The sequence below is a fragment of the Rhodococcus sp. H-CA8f genome, from assembly GCF_002501585.1.
GTDB classification, from domain to species: Bacteria; Actinomycetota; Actinomycetes; order Mycobacteriales; family Mycobacteriaceae; genus Rhodococcus_F; species Rhodococcus_F erythropolis.
This window is the reverse complement of record NZ_CP023720.1, coordinates 5,619,973-5,642,500: the sequence shown is the minus strand read 5'-3', so window position 1 is coordinate 5,642,500 and position 22,528 is coordinate 5,619,973. Positions and strand designations below refer to the sequence as shown.

The 22,528-nt window shown below is 61.7% G+C and carries 17 protein-coding genes and 2 rRNA genes (1 of these 19 cut by a window edge); 10 read left to right on the top strand and 9 right to left on the bottom strand.

Features of this window, described 5'->3' with window-relative positions; translation table 11 throughout:
* Positions 1-1,261 (top strand): 23S ribosomal RNA (locus tag CPI83_RS26230) (it extends 1,874 nt beyond the left edge of the window).
* 159 nt (positions 1,262-1,420) lie between these two features.
* A 5S ribosomal RNA gene (rrf, locus tag CPI83_RS26225) occupies positions 1,421-1,537 on the top strand.
* 268 nt (positions 1,538-1,805) lie between these two features.
* On the opposite strand, the gene CPI83_RS26220 is transcribed toward rrf, so the two are convergent.
* Complete coding sequence (locus CPI83_RS26220) at positions 1,806-3,197, bottom strand: PLP-dependent aminotransferase family protein (protein ID WP_198586323.1); 1,392 nt, start codon at positions 3,195-3,197, stop codon at positions 1,806-1,808.
* Between the two features lie 49 nt (positions 3,198-3,246).
* On the opposite strand from CPI83_RS26220, the gene CPI83_RS26215 reads away from it, so the two are divergent.
* The 4 genes from CPI83_RS26215 to CPI83_RS26200 all read left to right on the top strand — a co-directional run bounded on the left by CPI83_RS26215 (position 3,247) and on the right by CPI83_RS26200 (position 7,477).
* Positions 3,247-3,705 (top strand): carboxymuconolactone decarboxylase family protein, encoded by a 459-nt coding sequence (locus CPI83_RS26215; RefSeq protein ID WP_030534869.1) that lies wholly within the window; start codon positions 3,247-3,249, stop codon positions 3,703-3,705.
* 692 nt (positions 3,706-4,397) lie between these two features.
* Positions 4,398-5,774, top strand: a complete 1,377-nt coding sequence (locus tag CPI83_RS26210) for a hypothetical protein (RefSeq protein ID WP_232816812.1) — start codon at positions 4,398-4,400, stop codon at positions 5,772-5,774.
* A gap of 129 nt (positions 5,775-5,903) precedes the next feature.
* Entirely contained in the window at positions 5,904-6,602 is a 699-nt protein-coding gene (locus CPI83_RS26205; RefSeq protein ID WP_097388254.1) for a class F sortase, read from the top strand.
* A 77-nt stretch (positions 6,603-6,679) separates the two neighbouring features.
* Positions 6,680-7,477: an SDR family oxidoreductase gene (locus CPI83_RS26200; protein ID WP_030534866.1), complete on the top strand. Its 798-nt coding sequence runs from the start codon at positions 6,680-6,682 to the stop codon at positions 7,475-7,477.
* A gap of 14 nt (positions 7,478-7,491) precedes the next feature.
* On the opposite strand, the gene CPI83_RS26195 is transcribed toward CPI83_RS26200, so the two are convergent.
* The gene (locus CPI83_RS26195) at positions 7,492-8,613 is read right to left on the bottom strand and encodes a GGDEF domain-containing protein (RefSeq protein WP_030534865.1); all 1,122 of its coding nucleotides are present in this window, start codon (positions 8,611-8,613) and stop codon (positions 7,492-7,494) included.
* 175 nt (positions 8,614-8,788) lie between these two features.
* Between CPI83_RS26195 and CPI83_RS26190 the strand changes: the two genes are divergently transcribed.
* Together CPI83_RS26190 and CPI83_RS26185 are read left to right on the top strand one after the other, a co-directional pair.
* The gene (locus tag CPI83_RS26190; protein WP_029254358.1) at positions 8,789-9,433 is read left to right on the top strand and encodes a GntR family transcriptional regulator; all 645 of its coding nucleotides are present in this window, start codon (positions 8,789-8,791) and stop codon (positions 9,431-9,433) included.
* The gene (locus CPI83_RS26185) at positions 9,433-10,707 is read left to right on the top strand and encodes an MFS transporter (RefSeq protein WP_097387952.1); all 1,275 of its coding nucleotides are present in this window, start codon (positions 9,433-9,435) and stop codon (positions 10,705-10,707) included. The genes CPI83_RS26190 and CPI83_RS26185 overlap by 1 nt, the downstream gene beginning before the upstream one ends.
* Before the next feature lie 49 nt (positions 10,708-10,756).
* Here CPI83_RS26185 and CPI83_RS26180 read toward each other — a convergent pair whose 3' ends face one another.
* From CPI83_RS26180 to CPI83_RS31265, 6 genes are all read right to left on the bottom strand, one after another.
* Positions 10,757-12,328, bottom strand: a complete 1,572-nt coding sequence (locus CPI83_RS26180; protein WP_020906004.1) for a flotillin family protein — start codon at positions 12,326-12,328, stop codon at positions 10,757-10,759.
* An 11-nt stretch (positions 12,329-12,339) separates the two neighbouring features.
* Positions 12,340-12,855, bottom strand: coding sequence for a hypothetical protein (locus tag CPI83_RS26175; protein ID WP_020968283.1), 516 nt, complete (start codon positions 12,853-12,855; stop codon positions 12,340-12,342).
* A 148-nt stretch (positions 12,856-13,003) separates the two neighbouring features.
* Positions 13,004-14,305, bottom strand: a complete 1,302-nt coding sequence (locus CPI83_RS26170; RefSeq protein WP_044480251.1) for a M1 family metallopeptidase — start codon at positions 14,303-14,305, stop codon at positions 13,004-13,006.
* Positions 14,306-14,316: 11 nt separating this feature from the next.
* A complete protein-coding gene (locus CPI83_RS26165) occupies positions 14,317-18,210 on the bottom strand; it encodes a Pls/PosA family non-ribosomal peptide synthetase (protein ID WP_003941141.1) in 3,894 nt (1,297 codons plus the stop codon).
* Between the two features lie 122 nt (positions 18,211-18,332).
* Positions 18,333-20,186, bottom strand: coding sequence for a BCCT family transporter (locus CPI83_RS26160; RefSeq protein ID WP_007727149.1), 1,854 nt, complete (start codon positions 20,184-20,186; stop codon positions 18,333-18,335).
* A 428-nt stretch (positions 20,187-20,614) separates the two neighbouring features.
* Entirely contained in the window at positions 20,615-20,851 is a 237-nt protein-coding gene (locus CPI83_RS31265; RefSeq protein ID WP_232816811.1) for a ribosomal protein L7/L12, read from the bottom strand.
* Positions 20,852-21,059: 208 nt separating this feature from the next.
* On the opposite strand from CPI83_RS31265, the gene CPI83_RS26150 reads away from it, so the two are divergent.
* On the top strand, positions 21,060-21,386 hold the full coding sequence (locus CPI83_RS26150; protein WP_019746678.1) for a hypothetical protein: 327 nt from the start codon (positions 21,060-21,062) through the stop codon (positions 21,384-21,386).
* Between the two features lie 15 nt (positions 21,387-21,401).
* On the opposite strand, the gene CPI83_RS31085 is transcribed toward CPI83_RS26150, so the two are convergent.
* Positions 21,402-21,542, bottom strand: coding sequence for a hypothetical protein (locus CPI83_RS31085; protein ID WP_003941170.1), 141 nt, complete (start codon positions 21,540-21,542; stop codon positions 21,402-21,404).
* Positions 21,543-21,786: 244 nt separating this feature from the next.
* Between CPI83_RS31085 and CPI83_RS26145 the strand changes: the two genes are divergently transcribed.
* Positions 21,787-22,518, top strand: coding sequence for an SDR family oxidoreductase (locus CPI83_RS26145; protein WP_021333722.1), 732 nt, complete (start codon positions 21,787-21,789; stop codon positions 22,516-22,518).
* Positions 22,519-22,528 lie beyond the last annotated feature (10 nt).

The window sequence follows — 22,528 nt, the reverse complement described above, 5'->3', positions numbered from 1 at the left end:
GCGATCGAGATAACTATGGTTAAGGAACTCGGCAAAATGCCCCCGTAACTTCGGGAGAAGGGGGGCCCTGTTTGGTGACGACATTTACTGTCTGAGCTGGGTGGGGCCGCAGAGACCAGTGAGAAGCGACTGTTTACTAAAAACACAGGTCCGTGCGAAGTCGTAAGACGATGTATACGGACTGACGCCTGCCCGGTGCTGGAAGGTTAAGAGGACCGGTTAGTTCCTTCGGGAGCGAAGCTGAGAATTTAAGCCCCAGTAAACGGCGGTGGTAACTATAACCATCCTAAGGTAGCGAAATTCCTTGTCGGGTAAGTTCCGACCTGCACGAATGGCGTAACGACTTCTCAGCTGTCTCAACCGTAGACTCGGCGAAATTGCATTACGAGTAAAGATGCTCGTTACGCGCGGCAGGACGAAAAGACCCCGGGACCTTCACTACAGCTTGGTATTGGTGTTCGGTTCGGTTTGTGTAGGATAGGTGGGAGACTGTGAAACGGTGACGCCAGTTATCGTGGAGTCGTTGTTGAAATACCACTCTGATCGAATTGGACCTCTAACCTCGGACCATGATCTGGTTCAGGGACAGTGCCTGGTGGGTAGTTTAACTGGGGCGGTTGCCTCCCAAAATGTAACGGAGGCGCCCAAAGGTTCCCTCAGCCTGGTTGGCAATCAGGTGTCGAGTGCAAGTGCACAAGGGAGCTTGACTGTGAGACTGACAGGTCGAGCAGGGACGAAAGTCGGGACTAGTGATCCGGCACCGGCAAGTGGAAGCGGTGTCGCTCAACGGATAAAAGGTACCCCGGGGATAACAGGCTGATCTTCCCCAAGAGTCCATATCGACGGGATGGTTTGGCACCTCGATGTCGGCTCGTCGCATCCTGGGGCTGGAGTAGGTCCCAAGGGTTGGGCTGTTCGCCCATTAAAGCGGCACGCGAGCTGGGTTTAGAACGTCGTGAGACAGTTCGGTCTCTATCCGCCGCGCGCGTTAGAAACTTGAGGAAGGCTGTCCCTAGTACGAGAGGACCGGGACGGACGAACCTCTGGTGTGCCAGTTGTTCCGCCAGGAGCACCGCTGGTTAGCTACGTTCGGAAGGGATAACCGCTGAAAGCATCTAAGCGGGAAGCCTGTTCCAAGATGAGGTTTCTCACCCCCTCGAGGGGGTAAGGCCCCCGGCAGACCACCGGGTTGATAGGCCAGAACTGGAAGTGCAGTAATGCATGCAGGTGACTGGTACTAATAGGCCGAGGACTTACCACAAAGAAGCTACGCGTCCACTGTGCGGTATCTGAAACAACACACAGATACTGATGAGAAACCCTGTTTTCTCCGTCATCCATCCACCCGGTAACGGGTTCGGGTTGGTGCACGGTGAAACCAGGTGATCAGAAGTTGGTTACTGTGACAGTTTCATAGAGTTACGGCGGTCATAGCGAAGGGGAAACGCCCGGTCCCATTCCGAACCCGGAAGCTAAGCCCTTCAGCGCCGATGGTACTGCACTCGACAGGGTGTGGGAGAGTAGGACACCGCCGAACACAAATTACGAGAAGCCCCCCAACCAGTGATGGTTGGGGGGCTTTCTCGTACCCAAAACACCCCGAAACATCCCGTCGCCTGCACCCCCGACTTCGAGCGAACGGTACGTTCGTCGCCTCAGATCGACGGAACGTACCGTTCACACCATCACGAGCAGAAGCGCACGGCCGGCTCACCACCCCGTCCGGGATCGAGTGAACGACACTCTCACCCTCTTCAGCGAGGGGAACGGTACGTTCACTCCATCACGGCAGGGCAGGGCAGGCGTTATCGCAGAGCCTCCTGCAGCACCTCGCAGAGCACATCCAGCGTCCTGGAGTACTGCGACTGCGTCGGCGTGCTGTAACCGACGACGACGCCGTCACCGCCGACTGACGACACGTCGGGATGTCGGAAGACGGACAACCCTTCGAGCCCGAGATCGCGCGCCTGCGCCGCCGCAAGAACAGATTGTTCGGTGCCGGAGGGAAGGCGGATCACAGCGTGAAGACCCGCGGAGATCCCCTCGACCCTGACCTGGGGTACTTGCTGTGCAAGGGTCGCAACCAGTTGATCGCGTCGTCGTCGATACGAGGTACGCATCTTTCGAATATGGCTGTCGAATCTTCCGGATTCGATGAAGTCTGCCAAGGTCAATTGATCCGTTGAACTGACCCAGCGTTCGTAGGGTCCCTTTGTCGCGAGGACGGGTTCGATCAGCCTGTCCGGCAACACCATCCATCCGATGCGTATGGCCGGCGACAGTGTCTTGCTGACAGTGCCGAGGTATGCAACGTGCTGCGGCGCGATTCCTTGGAGTGCGCCGACAGGCTTTCTGTCGTAACGGAATTCGCCGTCGTAGTCGTCCTCGATGATGACGCCACCGGTAGTCGAGGCCCATTCGAGAGCGGTCGCGCGCCTCGCCGGCGTGAGGGGACCTCCGAGGGGAAACTGATGGGTCGGCGTCAGCAGAACACTCTCAGCAGACGTTGACACCAATTCGTCTGTGCAAGTGCCTGATTCGTCGACCGAAATGGGAATTGTCAGCAGTCCTTCGTCGACGAGCAACTGTCGGTGCAGGTGAAGGCAGAAAGCATCGACCGCAATCGCTCCTCCGAGTGCACGGGCGAGGAGGGAGATCCCGTGACCCGAGCTGGCACTGATCACAATGCGGCTCGGATCGACGCGAACGCCTCTGGTGCGGCTCAGGTATGTGGTGAGGGCGTTTCGGAGTTCGACTCGGCCTCTGGGATCAGTGGTCGCGAAAGCGTCCGTCGGCGCGGTGGTCAAAGCACGTCTGGCGGACGAAATCCATGCAGTGCGGGGAAACGCCGACGCGTCCGGCGATCCGGGGAGAAGGCTGTAGGTCAAGCGCCGTCGGGTCGGCGATGGATCGACTTCGCGACTGTGTGTGCTGGCGAGCGTGGCGACCACGGTCCCGGAACCCGGCCGGGTGACAAGCCATCCAGCGGCGGCGAGCTCGGCATAGCAGTCTGCAACGGTGTTTCGGGCAACTCCGAGATCGAGTGCGAGGGTGCGAGAAGGTGGGAGTCTGGTGCCGGGCTTCAACAGTCCACTGTCGATCGCGTCGCGAAGCGTCTGAAGCAGCGCAGCGCGAACCCCGATTCCCTGTGGCAGCTCGATATGCAGATCGAACCCAAGATTGGCCCATGAATTCATCACCGGATTGAACCATGTTTCGGGGTCTTTCCGGGACTACGGTTTGAGTATGACTACAGCAACAGGACAACGACTGGATATCGCAAAGCTGGCGCCCGAGGTCTACAAGGCGATGATTGCGTTGGATGCCGCTGCGCGCAAGGGGCTGGAGCCGACGCTCGTCGAGCTGGTCCTCACGCGTGCGTCACAGCTGAATCATTGCGCGTGGTGCTTGGACATGCACACTCGAGACGCCCGAAAGGTCGGCGTGACGGAGCAGAAGCTCTACCTACTGAACGCGTGGGAAGAAGCGCGAGGGATGTACTCCGATCGCGAACGTGCCGCGCTCGCCTTGACCGAGGCCGTGACAGTCCTTACCGACGGTTTCGTTCCGGACGAGGTGTACAGCGAGGCGGCCGGCGAATTCTCGGACGGGGAACTGGCCCAGCTCATCAGCGTCATCTTCACGATCAATGCGTGGAATCGCATTGCGGTTACCACAAGGAAGGCGCCTCCGGTCCGAGACTGATCCGAGGCTCGTACTCCGCTCTCTATCGGGTGCAGATTGCCGCCGTCGAAGATCTGGGTAATCGACACAAAGAGGACCAAAAGATTGGTTCAGAGTGTGAACAAAACCAACAGATTCTCTAAATCTGAGGCAAATCACATTTAGTGAATCGGTGGATTGTTCCGAGTATCTGCAAGTTGTCTGAATCCAGACAAAGCAGTCTCGGTTGGAAGTTCCGGTGAAGGGGTCCGCATTGCGGGCCCCTTCTTTTGTGTGCGCGCTGAAAACGCCCCTTCCTGTGAGTTTCCCCAGAATGTCCGAGTTACCGACCGGCTAGCGTCGGAGGAATGTCGGGAGCGCCCCGGTTACGTGAGCCAATTTTGAGTTGATCGCGATAGTTGTGCGGTTGGACAAAGGTGCAGTCATCTTGTTGGCTAACTCGTCGTCCGGAGGTTCAAGCTGCGTACGGGGGCTCGACGATCGGGTGGACTTTCTTGAAACATGCACTACATTGCCATCTAGTAACTGGCTGGTTGCCAAAAGCGATCAGCCGATCCTCTCGGAAGTGAGCGCTGGGTGGCGTGGCCTTGGGAATCCAAGCAACCTTCCCGCTACCGAAATGTCTTGAAAGGGAAGCTTTGATGACTGTGTCTGGTTCACGGCGTAGGCCGCTTGTTCTCCGGCTCTCGCTAACTGCAGCTATTGCCGTAACGGTGGCCGGTAGTAGCGTTGCTTTTGCTTCACCAGCTGTGTCCGCGCCGATGCCGGTGCGAACCGCGGCTGCTCCGGCGTTCACCGCCGGGTTGTGTGAGGGCACCGAGTACACGCCCTCAGAGCAGATGCTCGACATCTCCGGCATTCGGCTGGATCACTTCAACGACGGCAACATCGTGCCGATGTACGGCACCACCGATCGGGGTACATCGGCCGCGGTGGATGCTCCGGTCTGCGGTGTCCGCGACGTCGACGGAATTGCGAAGTCGGAATGGATGTACTGCACGGACTTCGATCTCGATCCATGTGCCGGCGTCGACGAAAACGGTTTGCCCGTGGACAAGCACAACGACGAGATGGGTGCGACGGTTCCGTCATCGGGCAATCCCGATCTGTCAGCCGACGATCTCGCTGTCATCAGTTGGTTGCTGCAGAATCCCGCCAAGCTCGACGGCGTCGTTTCGGGAAATGGCAGTGAGGATGCGCGTTCGGCGCGGCAGACGCTGGTGTGGTGCGTTTCGGACTACGACAATCCGCTGATGGCCGATTTCAAAAGCCTGTGCGACAGGAACATCGGCGACGACGAGCGAGCTCGCATCGTCGAGATCATGAACGTCACGCAGACGCTCGACCTCGTTCGCAAGACGCCCGCGACGGGAACTTTGAAGGCCGGCGAGACTGCCGTATTCACCCTGAACACGAATATGTACCGGAAGCCGATCAATGTTCAGTCCTCGGCGGGTACCGAACTCACCGTCTGTGGCGACAACGCCAAGGCAACGTTGAGTGCAAACCAATTGACGGTCGACGGCCGCGGCGACGCACCGACTGCCGTGGATCTATGCCTCACCGCTGCGGACGGCGGTGACTACTCCGTGACCGCAAGCGTCATTCCGGATTCGGTCGAGAACCTGCACTGGAACACGGCAGGCGCACAGTGCCAGGTCTTCGCGTCGTTCGACACCGTTCGGCCGGCGTTGATGAATGCGTCTGCCAGCGTCGGATATGCAGCAGCGCCTACGACGACACCCGCAACGACGACACCGGCAACAACGACACCGGCAACCACGACGCCTGCAACTCCGGTCGTTCCGATTGTGCCCATCGTGCCGATTGTTCCGATCGTGCCCATCGTTCCGATTGTGCCGGTCGTGCCCGTAGTTCCGGGTGCGCCTGTTCCGTCGCAGCCGGTTGCAACTCCCGCTGCTCCGGCGCCGTCCGCTCCGAAGCCGGCTACCGGACCTCGCCCGGTTGCCATCGACGGTGGTGCCGCTGAACAGAATTCAGGCCGCAACGTCGCCGTCGCAGTGACAGGCCTCGGGCTTGTCGGAATGGCTGCTGCCGGAGCAGTTGCTCTCCGCCGCAAGCGTTCCTGACGCCAGACAGATGTAGTAGACGTCGGCACCGATCACGATTCGTGTGATCGGTGCCGACACTGATCAGACGCAGGGGGCGTCAATTCGCAAGAGGCGCCGGGGGTGCCTCATCCCGCAGGAGACAGTTCGATGACCATGTACGAGTCGGATCCCAATCCATCCAATCCATACGACGATTCCAACCACGATCAGCCCGCGAACACCGGCAAGGGGCGTCGTGTCGCGTTCATCCTGGCTCTCATCGCGGTGTTGGTCGCCGGTGCTTCCATGGCTTTCGTCGGCCTGCGATCCTCCGATGACGATGCTGCGATCCCGCCGAGTCCGGGAGTTGTCATGTCGCACTACGCGAATCCGGCAGCGCCTTCGGATGAGTTGATGACTCCCAACACCCTTTCGCTCGACCCGGTCGGTGTTCAGGCGCCGATCGTGGACGCCACCGTGCCGGAAGGAGTTCTCACTCCGCCGGAGAACGTCAAGAACGTCGGAATCTGGCTCGACGGCGCCTCGCTCGACTCGGTCACCGGCACGACTTTGATTGCCGGACATGTCAATTTGACCGGCCAGGGTAACGGTGCACTGTTCGACCTGGGCACGATCGAACCGGGTGAAGTGATCCGCACCTCCGACGCGACGGGCAAGAGCACGTCGTGGAAGGTGACTGCGGTGACGACACGCCCGAAGGCCGATGGCGTGGAGGAAAGCGTGCTGGCCGGCCCGGAGGGCCCTCGCAAGTTGGCAGTCGTAACCTGCGGCGGCGAACTGCAATTCGAGGACGGTGTGGGTAACTACGCCGACAACGTCTACCTGTACGCGGATCTGATGGTCTGAGACCCAGAAACAATCCAGTCGGTCCCCGATCCCTCTTCGTAGAGATCGGGGATCGCCTGTTGGATAGTGTCGCAGGTATGGATCTTCACCTGTCTGGAAAGCGTGCGATCGTTGCCGGTGGTAGCAAGGGGATCGGTCTGGCAATCGCCAGAGGTCTGGCTGCTGAAGGGGTCGACATCGCGATACTCGCGCGCACTGAGCAAACCGTCGTAAGCGTTGCACGAGATTTGGTTTCGGAGTTCGGAATTCGTGCGATCGGAGTCGTGACGGATACGCGAGACGACGACGCGGTTCAGGCGTCGGTGCGGCAAGTAGTAAAGGAGTTCGGCGGCGTCGACATTCTGGTCAACTCGGCAGCGACTCCGTTCAGCGCCGGAAAGTCGACGGATTTCGAGGCGACCACCGACGACGTCGTGCGCGCCGAAGTCGAAGTGAAAGTGCTCGGCTACCTGCGCACTGCGCGTGCTGTGGCGCCGTATCTGATCGATCAGGGTTGGGGTCGGATCATCAACATCAGCGGTTTGGGTGCCAGACAGGCAACCTCGATCGCCCACACGATCCGCAACGTCAGTGTGTCTGCGCTGACCAAGAATCTTGCAGACGAGCTGGGCCCCAAGGGAATCAACGTCACCGTCGTCCATCCGGGCGTGACGCGGACCGAGAGGTTGACCGCGCGGATTGCGCGCGAGTCGGAAGAATCCGGCCGCTCGCAGGCGGAGGTGGAGCGGGGTATCGCGACGAATTCGATACACCGGATCATCGACGCCGAAGAGGTGGCTGATGTCGTGACCTTCCTGGCATCGCCGCGAAGCATCGCGATCACCGGTGACGCGGTGGCAGCGGGTGGAGGAGTGCCGGGGCCGGTTTATTACTGATAACTCACGTACTGCTACCTGCTCGCAGTGGTGACGATCGTGTGAACGCGTCCGCCGCCGAGTCTCTTGCTTTCGTACATCGCCGAATCGGCGACTTTCTGCATGTCGGTGAACGCTCTTGCACGCTCTTCTCCGGCGACGAATTTGTGGGTACGCACGGCGATTCCGATGCTCGATGTCGACGGTATCTCGTCGGTATTCGAGTGCATTGCCGGTCCGATCGAGTCGAGCATCGGGCCGATGGCCGGCACGGAAAGTCTTTGAGCGAGGATGAATTCGTCGCCGCCGACCCGTGCGACAACAGCATCGGCATGTGCCCAGGCGGACAACCGCTGTGAAACCCGGAGAATTATGCGGTCGCCCACGTCGTGACCGTGTACGTCATTGATCGTCTTGAACCGGTCGATGTCGATCGCGATCACGAGTAGTGCCGCCGATTCCTGACGCTGGAACTCCGCGAGTACCTTCTCGACGTGGCGGTCGAGGCCACGACGGTTCAGGAGCCCGGTGAGGGGATCGAGGTCGGAGCTGGACGCGTCCATGCTGAGCATCGTCAGCACGATCTGCGAGATGAACGCACAAACCACGAGTGCGGTGACGACAACCAGCACTTTCGAAACACCGAGCGCAGGATCTCGCTCCGGCCCGAAGAGGATCGGCTGCGCAGCCACCACGATCATCACAACCGAGAAGGTCAGGTGTGCGATCTGCAACTTCGGATTGTGAAAATAGGCGATGTAGATACCGATCAGCGCGTAGATGACACAGGTAAGTAATCGCGCAAGCTGCGAGGAATCTCCAAGTACGGAAATCGTGACTGCGATGTCGCAGAAGACTACGAAACCGAACGAGCGGCGCTTTGTCGGGCCGAAGACCCACCATGAGACTCCGACCATGAAGCACGAGATCACGACAACAGTGTTGAAGAACAGCGCAATCGTGCTTGTCGGACCGGCCGGACTGAATCTGTTGAGTAGTGCGCACACGCCCAGTCCGATGACAATGATGCCAAGTAATAGCCGGGTGGCGGTCGTGAGGCCGTTGTCGCGGAGATAGCGAGTGAATCGGTCGTATTGATCGGGGAGGGCCAGCCACTCGCGGGTCAGGGTCCTCATGGACTTCATCTGCGACGTCATGAGTGCGTCAGTCTGCGATGGCGGGAGCGTGCGCCGTTCATCGTGAACTGACTCCTCTTCTGTCTGGCACCTTGCAATGCTAGCTGGATCGATGCCGTGTTGGACCGAGATGTTCGGATCGGCGACCCGAATGTCTGGGTTCCGCCAGCGTGGAGTATAAATACATCTTGTGTCTATGTTGTATTCCGCTTCGGAAACCGTCTTCCGCGAAGTCAAGGAGCTGATCCTTTCCGGCGAACTCGCCGGCGGGGAGCTGATCAGCGAGGGTGACATCGCCGCTCGGACCAATGTGAGCCGAACGCCGGTGCGTGAGGCGTTTCTGCGTCTCGAGTCGGAAGGTTGGATGCGCCTCTACCCGAAGAAGGGGGCGCTGATCGTCCCGGTCGCGGATGGGGAAGCGGAACACGTAGTCAGTGCCAGACAACTCGTCGAGACTCAGAGCGTTCGAGTGGTGTCGGTCCGACCGCACGCACGTGAAGCGCTGGTCGCAGCGTTGCGCGCGAATCTGATCGAGCAACGTGAGATTGCTGATCGCGGGGACGTTGCCGCGTTCAGCGCGATCGATGCCGACTTTCACAAGATGATCGTTGCCGCCGGTGGGAACCCTTTGCTCGACTCGTTCTACGCGAGTCTGCGCGACAGGCAACGACGGATGACAGCGCGGTCGATCTCACGCGACCCCGGCCAACTATCTCGCATCCTTGCCGACCACACCGCGCTTACCGACCTCGTAGAAACAGGCGATGCAGACGGATACAACACTGCCGTCCTCACACACATGCGCCAGGTGCACGGCCTCGGCTTCGAAGGAACTCTGTGATGAGCACCCAAACGATAGACGCTGGGACCGCAGCCGAACGTCGTCCAGGCAGTGAACGTGGCACCGGCGGAAAATGGCTGTGGCTGACCGTTGCCGCCAGCATGTTCGCCGCGGCCTGGGGCGGCAACGAATTCACGCCACTGCTGGTGATGTACCGACTCGATCACGGCTATTCGCCGGTGATGGTCGACTTCTTCCTCTTCGCCTACGTCGTCGGAATTGTGCCGGCCCTGCTGCTCGGCGGCCCGCTGTCCGATCGATTGGGTCGACGCCCGATCATGCTCCCCGCGCCGATAATCGCGATCGCCGGTTCGACGCTGCTCGCTTTCGGGGCCGACTCCGCTGCCGCTCTCATTCTGGGAAGAATCCTCTGCGGCATCGCCTTGGGGATCGGTATGGCCGTCGGCGGCTCCTGGGTCAAGGAGTTGTCCACGCAACCTTGGGATTCGACGGCGTCGGAAGGCGCGGGTGCCAGGCGAGCAGCGATGAGTCTGACTGCCGGCTTCGCCTTGGGAGCGGGTGCCGCGGGAATCTTGGCGCAGTGGGCGCCCCTGCCGAGTGTGTTGGCGTACGTGTTGCACATCGCGATCACCGTCCTCGCGGCCATGGCGCTGTGGCGTGCTCCCGAAACACGACCGGCACAGGCGAAATCCGACCGACGCAGGTTGATCGACGACCTCAAGATCCCCCCGGCAGGGCATCGTAGATTCCTCTACGTCGTTGTTCCGTTGGCGCCGTGGGTGTTCGGTGCTGCCAGTGTCGCGTATGCAGTTATTCCGGCGCTCATGACCGGGCACAGTGGCGATGCGCCCGTGGCCTTTTCAGCTCTGCTGTGCATGGTCGCGCTGACATGCGGCTTCGCGATTCAGTCGTTGGGGCGCAAGATCGATACCGACCGCAGCGCGCGCGGCGCCGTTGTGGCTCTGGTGTTTCTGGTGGTTGGTATGGCCGGCGCTGCTCTGGTTGCGTCGACGCTGACCGTGGCGATCGCGATCGTGGCTGCAGCGATCCTCGGTTGCGGGTACGGCATGGCATTGGTTTCCGGGTTGCTGGAGATCCAGCGAATCGCGGGGCCGGACGATCTGGCAGGACTGACCGCGGTGTTCTACTCGATCACCTACATCGGTTTTGCTGTGCCTGCGTTGCTGGCGATGCTGTCGGAAAGCATTCCGGCGCTGAGCTACACGGTGACTCTTCTGTTCGGATCAGCCGCCGCCGCTGCCTGCTTGATTCTGATTCTCTTCAAGTCGCGTTCACATCTTCCGAGCGCGTGATGCCGTCCGATCCGCCGACCCCTGCGAGAGTCGGCGGACCGGGGCGAAATCACGCGTCTACAGTTGCGGAACCGTTTTCCGAATTGTGGACCGAATTGTGTACCGAACCAACCGGAACCGATGCGGTCTTGTTCAGGCCGTTGAGCAATCCGGTGATATCGACGCCTGAGCTTTCGAGAGTTTCGATGACGCCGGCGATCACCTGGGGGCTGATGCCCAGGATCGAGCCGATCGAACCCTGGGCCCCGTCACTGCCGCCGACGATGGAGATGCGGTCGATGTCGCCGACCGGCTTCGCCGCCGCTGCGGTGGCGTCGACCAATGCTGCCAGAACATCAGGCAGAGTGAGCAACTGCGCGGCCTGCGGGGTGTAGGAATTGAGCGCCTCGGCGATCTGACGCTTACCGGCAGCTTCGGCTTCGAGCTTGGCGCGCAAACCATCCGCCTCGGCTTGTTGCTCGGCACGGACGGCGTCGGCCGCTACCTTGCGGCCGTCTGCTTCGGCTTCCAGACGTGCTCGAAGGCCGTCGGCATCAGCCTGCTGCTCAGAGCGAACAGCGTCGGCGACGAGCTTTCGTGCATCGGCCTGAGCGCCGCCGGCCTGCCTTGCTGACTCGGCCTGTGCCTGGGCGCGGAGGATCGCGGCCTGTCGCTCACCCTCTGCGCGTGCGATGGAGGCTTGGCGTTCGGCCTCGGCCGGTGCAATGACATCTGCCTGCAATGCCGCTTCCGATTGCTGGGCGCGACGACGCTCGACCTCGGTGCGAGCTTCGACGCGGGCCGCCTCGGCCTGCTCACGTGCGATGCCGACGGCCTTCTCGGCTGTTGCCTGCGCGAGGGGCCCGGCCTGGTCGGCCTCGGCGTTCTCGGCTTCGGTCTGTGCTCGCAGGCGAGCGAGTTCGACGTCGCGTTTCTGATTTGCACTCGCGATCGCGGTGTCGGCTTCGGCCTGCGCGACGGAACCTGCCTGTCGCGCCTTTGCCGATTGGATCTGCGAATCACGCTCTGCTTCAGCAGTTCCGATCGCGGCATCACGTTTGACCTCGGCGATGCGGCGCTGACCGAGCGATTCGAGATAGCCGTTGAAGTCGGAGATTCCCGCGATCTTGATGACATCGACTTCCATGCCGATGCGGGCGAGGTCGCCGCCTGCCTCCTCGACCACACTGCGCGCAAGCGAATCGCGGTTGGAGTTCAGATCCTCGACCGTCATGGTCGCGGTGATTCCGCGCAGACTGCCCGCGAGGATTTCGTTGATCTGCTGCTGGAGTTCGTCCAGGTCGGAAGTCAGGAATCGTTGCACCGCTGTCTGAACCGCTTCGTCGGCGGAACCGATTCGCACCAGGCCGACTGCCTCGACGTTGACCGGAACACCGTCGTTGGAGAGCGCATTCTTGAGATTGATGCTGACGTTGAACGGCTCGAGCGACATGATGTCGACGCGTTCGATTCCGGGAATCTTGAACCGGGCACCGCCGCGGACGACCTTCGGCTTGCCTCGTCCGGTGAAGACCGCCACTTCGTTCGGCGGGACCTTGACGTAGTTCTTCACGTAGATCGCGGGGAGAACGATGAAGATGATTACTGCGACTACAACCGCAATGATGATGATTGGCAGCATGTATCGAGTCCTTAGATCGCGTCGTCAACCGTGACGACGTGAAGGTATTGATCGTCTACATCGGCGATGTAGACGGTGGTGCCGGTGGTGAGCGCCATCGGCTGTGCACTGACGGCCTTGGCCTGGACGCGATTGCCTTCGGCGTCGACGAACGAGACTTCTCCCCAACCTTCGGCTGCGATGGTGAGGGTGACCGTGCCCAACAATCCGTGGTATGAAGCGCGCCCGATGTGCGAATTATCTTGTTGCTTAAGGAGATAGGGGAGAAGAAGGCCGCGCGTGACGACAACGAGAACGGCGGCGAGTGCGAGTGCTGCAATCACCGCTACCAGCCTCGGAGCGTCCGCGAGAGTGGCAGCTACGCCGCCGGCGCCGAAGCCGAAAAGTGCTGTGGCCAAAGTTGTCAGGCTCAGAAATGGCAGCCCGTCTGCGTGGCCGCCGCCCAGATCTGCAACCTCGCCGACGGCAAAGGCTCCGATCAGGGCGACAACCCCGATCACGAAACATATTGTGAATACAACAAACATCGATCCCCCGATCTACCTGTCGAGGAAACGTGCCCTGAGAATTGTGTTGTCGGGGTCGTCCCTCGGCCCACCTCTATAGTAAAGGTAAGACAAAGCTAATCGGCGCATTCGGAATGTTTCGGCGTGGTGCTACGGCTGGGGGAAAGCGTCAAAGCCGAGGTAGCGGGCGTTGATTCAGCCAAGCATCCCAGAGAGGGCGCAGTGGGGTGTCGGTGAAACGTGAAGCGAGATCGGTGAATTGCTCGGTGCTGACCGTGCTGTGCCGATGCTTCGTGGTCCACTGGCGGATCAGTTCGAAGAATTTCTCGTCTCCGAGAACGCCGCGCAGGGCGTGCAGAGTCAACGCGCCCCGCTTGTAGATTCGATCGTCGAACATCAGGGCAGGCCCGGGATTGGCGACGATCAAGTCCTGAGATTTACGCCCGAGCCCTTGATAGGCGTTGGTCGCGAGTTGGTTCGAGGATGGGCCACCGGAATTCTCGGACCAGATCCACTCCGCGTAACAGGCAAAGCCTTCGTGTAGCCAGATGTCGCACCACTGCCCGAGAGTGAGGCTGTTGCCGAACCATTGATGGGCAAGCTCGTGTGCGACAAGACGTTCGGAACCGCGCCTACCCGTGCAGTGGTTGGCTCCGAAGATCGAGAGTCCCTGCGCTTCGATGGGGATTTCGAGTTCGTCGTCGGTGACCACAGCGGTGTAGTCGGCAAAGGGATACGGGCCGAACAGCTTTCCGAAGACCTCCAGCATCTGGGGTTGGCGCCCGAAGTCGACGTCGAACGCTGCGCGCAGCCGAGGTGGGTGAACGGCGAAGACCGGTACCGGCCCGGCGCTCACCTGTCGGTGCTCGTATTGACCGATCTGAATCGTCGCCAGGTAGGTTGCCATCGGTTCGGTCTGCTCGTAGACCCACGTCGTCTGACTCGCACGGGTCTGCTTGCGGATCAGCTTGCCGTTGGCGAGGGCATAGAACGGGGAATCGGTGGTGATCGAGATGCGGTACGACGCTTTGGAAATCGGATGGTCGTCGCACGGGAACCAGGACGCCGCGCCGTTGGGCTGACTTGCGACCAAAGTTCCTTCGTCGAGTTCCTCCCAGCCGACTTCGCCCCACAGGCTCTTGATCGGCTCGGGGTTGCCGCTGTACGCGATGGTGACCGACAGGGCACCGCCCGCGGGGATCTTGGTAGACGGCGTGAGGATCAGCTTGTTGTTCAAGTGCGCGTACTTGGTGCCGCGGGCACCGTTGACGGACACCTTGGACACCTGCAGGTTCTGCGCGAGGTCGAAGCTGAACTTGGATCGGCTCTCGGTGGTGACAGCGGTGATGACTGCCTTGCCGGCGAGACGGTTACTGAAGACCTTGTACGTCAGTTCCAGTTCGTACCGAGACACGCGGTAACCGCGGTTGCCGTTGTGTGGCAGGTACGGATCGAGCGGCTCTTCGAGCATTCTGTTCGGCTTCACGACGCCACCCACGGTGCAATCGGATTGCCCTGCCAGCGGGTGGAGGGCGGAACGGTGTCACCTCGCATCACCAGAGATGCAGGCCCTACCGTCGCTCCCGCGCCGATGCCGGCTGCGGGTAGCGCGACACAATGCGGTCCCAGCGTTGCTCCTGCTCCCAAGGTGACGGTGTCCATGGACATGATCCGATCATGGAAGAGATGAGTTTGCACGACGCACCCCCGTTCCACTGTCGCTCCGTCGCCCAAAGTCACAAGATCTGCCTCGGGTAGCCAGTACGACTCACACCAAACGCCCTTGCCGATCTTGGCCCCGAGCCCACGCAAGAAGATGTTGAGTACGGCAGTACCAGTCGCTGCGCGAGCGAACCACGGCGCTGCGACGGTTTCGACGAACGCGTCGGCTACCTCGTTGCGCCAGACGAACGAACTCCACAGCGGATGCTCGACCTTGGCGATGCGTCCGACGACGATCCACTTGGCGGCGATGGTGATGGCGCCAGCCACTGCTCCGGCGACGAGCAGAATTACGCCGCTCAACAGAGCCGCGAACCAGAATCCGACGGCGCCGACCAGTGCTTCGAGTGCAAACAGAACACCGAGACCGATGCCGAACGTGACCATCACGGGGATCAGTCGGCAGGTTTCGACCACTCCGCGGGCGATCTTGAGTCGCATCGGCGGATTGAACGTGCGGGCGGCGTCGGTGTCCCCGGCAGCCCTTCTCAGACGTACCGGTGGACTACCCAGCCACGATGATCCGGACTTGGCCTTGGACGGGGTGGCCGACAGAACCGCCACGAGACCGTTCTTGGGGACGCGTCGACCGGGTGCGGTCATACCGGAGTTGCCGAGGAACGCACGCTTGCCGATCTTCGCCTGTTCGATGTGCATCCAGCCGCCGCCGAGGCCGTAGCTCGCAACCATGGTGTCGTCGGCGAGGAATGCGCCGTCGGCGACCGTCGTGAACTTGGGAAGGAGGAGCACGGTGGATGCTTCGACGTTCTTGCCGATCTTGGCGCCGAGGAGGCGGAGCCATCCCGGCGTCAGCAGGCTCGCGTAGAGCGGGAAGAGGAAGGTTCTGGCCGAGTCGAGCAGGCGTTCGGTCGCCCACACCTGCCAGCCGATGCGGCTGCGGACAGGGTGGTAGCCGGGGGTCAGCCCGATCGAGAGAAGACGAACGGCCACCAGTGTGACGACTGCGAAGACGAGCAAACTCAGGATGGTCGCGACGGGAAGCATGATCAGCGATTGGAGCACTGCGCTCGCGAGCGTGTCGGTGTCGCGGATCCACCAACCTATCAACGCGATTCCGGCCATCAGAGCGAAGATCGGCATACCGGCCAGGAAGACCGAGGTGACGCCGTATACCGGCACCCAGCCGGGTGCGCGCTTCGGATGTTCGGCCGGCCAAGGATGATTCGCTTTCCCGACCTTGGTGGCGGGGGAGCCGGCCCACTGCTGGTTTGCCTTTACTCGGCCGAACACCGCAGATCCGGGTTCGACGACGGCGTCCCGACCGATACGCGCGCCGGGCAGAAGCGTCGAGCGTGAACCGACGGAGGCGCCGTCGCCGATCTTGATCTCGCCGATGTGAATGACGTCGCCGTCGATCCAGTGGCCCGAGAGGTCGACTTCGGGTTCGACGGAGCAGCCGTCACCGAGTTCGAGCATGCCGGTGATGGGAGGAAGTGTGTGGAGATCGACGCCGCTGCCGATGTCGGCGCCGAGGGCGCGGGCGTAGTAGAGCATCCACGGTGCGCCCGAAAGGTTGGCTGCGCCACTGGCTTCGGTGAGTCGCAGCGCTATCCACAGACGCAGGTGTTCACTACCACCTCGCGGGTACGTTCCTGGTTCCAACTTGCGTAGGAGCAGGCGCGCCCCGACGACGGCGATGGTCATACGGCCGATCGGCGTGATGAACACGATGAACGCCAACAGGATCCACCACCACGAGACCGTGGGCGCCCAGCTGACGTCGACGAACCAGCCGAGGACGTTGTTCGCGATCGCCAGCCACGTCACCCACTGCAGTCCGGTGAGCGTCGTGAGTGGAACGGTGACGGCGATCTGCGCCAGCTGAGTTTTCAAGGGTGTTGGAGCGACGATGCGCGGCTCCACAGTTTCGGTGGGTGCCAATTCGTCGAGATATTCGGCGAGCGATCCCAACCGTGGATGGTCGTAGAGCTGTGCGACGGTCACTTCGGGGAACCGCTCGCGCAGGGCGGTCACCAACTGAGCAGCAGAGAGGGATCCGCCGCCCACTTCGAAGAAGTCGTCGTCGAGTCCGGTGATCTGGGCTCCCAGGATCGATCCCCACAGACCGGCAACCCAGGCGGCGGTGCCGTCGAGGCCCAACGCGGCCCCGGCATCTTCACCGGCGCCGGGCAACGGCCACGGCAGCGCATTGCGGTCGACCTTGCCTGACGTACGCGTCGGAAGTTCGTCCATCAACGCCAGACGCGGCACGAGGGCTGCTGGTAGCTGCTCGCTGAGCAGTGCATGAGCGGCCTTGAGATCGAAGTCGGGATCCGTGCTGGCGATGTACCCGACGAGGAGCTGGTTGCCGGCTGCCGTCTTCTTCACGGCTGCGGCAGCGCCGCTCACACCCGGCAGATTCTGCAAGGCGTTGTCGACCTCACCGAGTTCGATGCGCCTGCCGCCGAGCTTGACCTGATCGTCTGCGCGGCCCTGGAACATCAGGCCGGTGGTCTCGAGCCGGACCAGGTCGCCGCTTCGGTAGGCGCGTTCCCACCCGAGTGAGGGCATCGACGCGTACTTCTCGGCGTCCTTCGCGGGGTCGAGGTAACGGGCGAGGCCGACGCCGCCGATCACCAGCTCGCCCACCTCGCCGACCGCGACGGGATTGCTCTGGGCGTCGACGACGGCAAGGTCCCAGCCGTCGAGGGGGAGGCCGATGCTGACGGGGCTCTTGCCGTCCATCAGTGCGCCGCAGGCGACGACGGTTGCCTCGGTGGGGCCGTAAGTGTTCCAGACCTCGCGGCCCTCGACGGCCAGGCGTTCGGCCAGTTCGGGTGGGCAGGCTTCGCCGCCGAAGATCAGGAGTCGAACGGCTTCGAGGGCCTCGGCCGGCCACAGAGACGCAAGCGTCGGCACAGTGGAGACGATGCTGACGTCACGCGAGACCAGCCACGGGCCGAGGTCCATGCCGCTGCGAACCAGCGAACGAGGAGCCGGGACGAGGCAGGCGCCGTGGCGCCACGCGAGCCACATCTCCTCGCAGGACGCGTCGAATGCCACGGAGAGCCCCGCGAGGACGCGGTCACCAGGCCCGATGGGCTCGTCCTGGAGGAACATGCGCGCCTCGGCGTCGACGAAGGCTGCGGCATTGAGGTGAGTGACCGCGACGCCCTTGGGGGTGCCCGTCGATCCTGAGGTGAAGATGATCCAGGCGTCGTCCTCGGGTTCGGGTTCGCGAACCGGTGGATGTTCGAGCCGCTTCGGCGCCGTCCCCGGCTGGATTCCGTCGCCGGTGATGATCGCCGCTACCTGCGCCTCGCCGAACACCAACTCGGCGCGCTCTTCCGGATCGTCGGCGTCGACGGGCACGTACGCGGCGCCCGCAGCGAGGATCGACAGGATCGCCACGTACAGCGAACGCGAACCTGACGGCATCCTGATTCCGACGCGGTCACCTGCGCCGACGCCGGCATCACCGAGCCAGCGCGCACCGAGCGCGATCTCGTCGAGCAACTCCGAGTACGACAGTGTGGTGTCGCCGTCGTCGATGGCAGGTGCTTCCGGGTTGGCCTCGGCTGAGGCCCGCACGATGTCGATGAGCGTGCGCGGCGCAGGTGCATGCGCCGACCGTAGGAATACGGACGGAATCCCGAAAGATTGTTCCGTCTCCGACTGCGACTGGAGTGGCAAACCCGTTGGTCCTGTTCTACTCACGAAACTTAGAGTCCTGCGAACTGTCGAGTTGAAAGTCTCATGACAAGTTTGCGAGTTGGTGAACAGATATGCCTAATGCAACATGCCGAACGTGCCGGTCAGTCCGTACTGGCGGCTTGCGCGTGGCCTTCTGCAGAGTCGGCGAACTCGGGTGTGTCGAACACCTCTCCGCCCAGCGGATCGACGACCTTCGATTCCTCGGAGAAGTCGACGGCGCCGGTATCCGGGTCGATGTTGACCGCATGGGCGGGAACTTCGTGGACCGCGACGAGCATGTGGGCGTCGGAGGGATCCGTCATGATTCCGCTTTGTGACGGGGTGAGCCCGGCGAAGGTCGACGAGATCTTCAGATCGCGGAGCCGCTTTTCGGTGGGTTGCGGAACGTCGGTCGATGCCGAGGCATTTGTAGAAACCCGCAGGTAGCGTGGTGCCGACGCGACCTCGTATCGGAACGCCTTCAGCATCGACAGACATGCCAGCACCATGATGACCGAGAACGGTACCGCCGTGGCGATGGCAACGGTTTGCAGCGCCGTGAGCGATCCACTGCCACCCACGATGAGGAGAACTGCGGCCGCGGCACCGGAGAGGAACGTCCAGTAGACACGCGTGATCTTGGAGGTCTCCAAGCTGCCACCGGTCGCGAGGATGTCGATGACGATCGAGCCGGAGTCCGCGGACGTGACGAAGAAGAACACGATCACGACGATCGCGAGAACACTCGAAATCGTTCCGAGCGGAAGTCCGTCGAGAAGCGTGAACAGTGACGTGTTGGTGTCCACTGCGCCGGATGCGTCGAGCATCGTGCCCTCGTTGCGCTGACGCAGAATGCCGGAGTTACCGAAGATCGTGAACCACAACGAACCAACCAGCGTCGGGGCCAGCAGCACACCGAAGACGAATTCGCGGATGGTGCGGCCGCGTGAGATGCGCGCGATGAACATGCCGACGAACGGTGCCCAGCTCATCCACCAACCCCAGTAGAAGATGGTCCATGCGCCCTGCCAGCCGTCTTCGGCGAACGGGGACGTGCGCAGCATCAGTTCGGGCAAGGCCTGGACGTATCCGCCGAGGTTCTGCACCCACGACTGCATGAGGAACAGCGTCGGTCCCAGAATCAGGACGAACAGTGCCAGCGCGGCAGCGAGCATCATGTTGATGTTGGAGAGCCACTTGAGGCCCTTCGTGACACCGGAGACGACCGAGAAGGTCGCCATGCCCGTCACGATGACGATGATGGTGATGACCAACCAGTTGTCGGTCTCCACCCAGCCGAGGTAGTCGAGGCCGGCCGAGATCTGCTGGACACCGAAGCCCAGCGACGTCGCGACACCGAACAGCGTGCCGACGATGGCGACGACGTCGATGGCGTGGCCGATCTTTCCTTCGATGCGAGCCCGTCCGAGGAGCGGCTCGAGCAGCCAACGGATCGACAGCGGGCGACCCTTTCGGTAGGTCATGTACGCCAGACCAAGGCCGACGACGACGTAGATCGCCCATGCATGCAAGCCCCAGTGGAACAGCGTCAGTTCCATGGCTTGATTGGCTGCGGCGTCCGTGGATCCGGCGATCTGCCCGGCGACGGGTGGGGTCACGTAGTGCGAAAGTGGTTCGGCTACTCCGTAGAACACGAGCCCGATGCCCATGCCGGCGCTGAAGAGCATCGCGAACCACGAGAGCATCCCGAACTCGGGCTGCTCGTCGTCACGTCCCAATCGGATGTTGCCGATGCGGCTGATTCCGCAGTACAGCGCGAAGATCACGAAACCGGTGGCCGAGAGGATGTACCACCAGCCGACGCCGTCGCTGATCACGTTGTTGAGTGTTTCGAAAGCATCCGCGGCGGTTCCCGCGTAGATCACGGCAAAGGCGATCAGGGCAAAGATCACTATCGACGCGGGGATGAACACGGGTTTCCGTAGTTCACGCCACGCAGTTTTGACCGCAGTCATTCCACTCCTCGAACGTTCAGGCATTCACAGCGCCCATCAGGGCGGCCACGTGTCACGCGTAGGTGGGCGTTTCGCTCACACCATCGCAGGTCAAGACCGGGCTATTGCTTTGAAATTCAACGTAACGTCAAGTTTCGGTCAACTCAACTGGACGAAAGATGCTGCACTGTCGCGAAAGTTCTCACTGGATGCCGTAGTTCCGGTTGTAAATCGTTGGGTCATAGTGGCATTGGGCCATGAGTGGAATGCTGAACGGCGAATTCGATTGGTACGGTGAGTTGAATCGGTCGAGTCGACGCTCACCGATTGACCACATTTGTCAAACTCGGCGAAACAGCCTGTCTGTCAGGTGGTTAACTCCTGGCGTGCTTGCCCGATCGTGGCGGTCAGGTGTCGATACCTAACTGTGATTGTGATGGTCGCAACTATCAGTGATGCGGGCCCTGTTCGCCCCGCTGAGCGTCGATCAGATCCATCGCATCCTTCAGGCCCAAGCCCGGATGCAGTTCGCGTAGTGCCTTGATTGCCGGAATGCGGTCGTCAGTCGACGCGAGTGCGCTACGGACGTCGTCGGCGGGGATTTCGGTGGGGGCAGTTGTCCCTTCCCCCCCACGCCGGTTGAGGATTGTTCCTGGTTCGCCAGGCTTGGACGGTGCCGTAGGCAAATCCGACCGTCGCGAAAAGCCAGATTGCCAGGCGAACCCAATTACCGGTTGTCGGTTCCGTGGCCACTGTATGGATGGTGCTCGGACCGATTACGACTACGAGCAGGACGAGGCCAATCGTCTGGCCCCATCGCTCGACGCGCCTGCTCGGTACCCACCACTCGGCCATCGATCGATACTCGCACGGGGCTGCTGTTTCGGTGCGAACATGGTGATCATGGAGATTCGTGATGCGGTGGAGCGACTTCGAGCGGATTCCGGGACCTCGATGATCTTCGGTGAACCGCATCAGACCAGCGACGGATCGACGATCATCACGGTTTCGCGTCTACACCGGCGGTGGCGGGGCGACCCGATACCGGTGCCAGTGGGAGTGTTCTCGATCCACGAGGGTGAGCCGTCGTGGTCACCGGCCGTCGATCACACCAGGGCGGCTTTGATGGGGGAGTTCATCGGGTTGGCGGCCGCGGTGATCGCAACCCTGGCCGTTCTACGTCGACCGCCCTGGCCTGATGTGACGATTCGGAAGGGGTGACTCAATAGGGGCGACTCAGAAGGGGTGACCCAGAATTACGCCGATCAACTGGAACGGCATCGCGAGGAACATCGATCCGACGTAGAGCGGATAGCGAATCGGGTCGCCGGCGAGGTAACCCTCGGCGAGCCAGGCCATGACATCTGCTGATCCCATATTCGTTACTTCCCTTCGCGGTTGTGGTTCACCGACATTTTCGGTCGTGGGAGTTGTTTTGTTACAAGCGAACTCGAAGGAGGAGTGCATGTGACGGCAGTTTCGACGCAGCAAACTCAGTCAAGTGAGATCCCTGGGGGCGGCAGTCTCTACCGGCTTAGTCTGGATACTTAGCACCGTGGCGTAGTGAAATCTGTGCATTCTGCACATGTCGGGACAATTCGGTGAGCCTTACAGTCGCTAAATGACAACGACACCTTCTCCTCTCTCAGGCAAGACCGTCGTACTGATCGGTGGCGGAACAGGCATCGGGCTGCGGGTGGCGCAGCTTGCCGTCGACGCCGGCGCGCAGGTAGTTCTCGGTGGCCGAACCACATCCAAGCTGGAAGCAGCGGCCACGCAGCTGGGTGAGGCGGCGCACTGGTTCACAGTCGACACCTCCGACGACGACTCGGTGAAAGCGTTCTTCACCAACATCCCCAGCGTCGACGCTCTCTTCACCACGGCTGCCGATTACCAGGTCGGCTCGTTCCGCGAACAGAGCGTCGAGGAAGCGGCGTCGCCGTTCACCTCCAAGTTCTGGGGGCAGTACCGCGTCGTGCACGCTGCGCTCGACAAGCTGACACCCACCGCATCGGTGGTCCTCATGTCCGGTGCTGCCAGTGTGCGGCCACCCGCGGCTGCCGCGGCCTACGTTGCGGCCAATGCGGCAATCGAGGGGCTCGGACGGGGACTGGCGGTCGAGCTGTCGCCGATTCGCGTCAACACCGTTGCTCCCGGAACCATCGACGGGCATCTGTGGGCTCAGCGTCCGGCGGAGGTTCGGGAGGCGGCGTTCACCTGGAGTGCGGAGAACAACGTGCTCGGCCGCGTCGGGAACGAAGACGAGATCGCACAAGCGGTGTTCTATCTCTTCACCAACACGTACACAACGGGTTCCACGCTGTACCCCGACGGCGGGTACGCGTTGCGCTAGACCCGTGCCA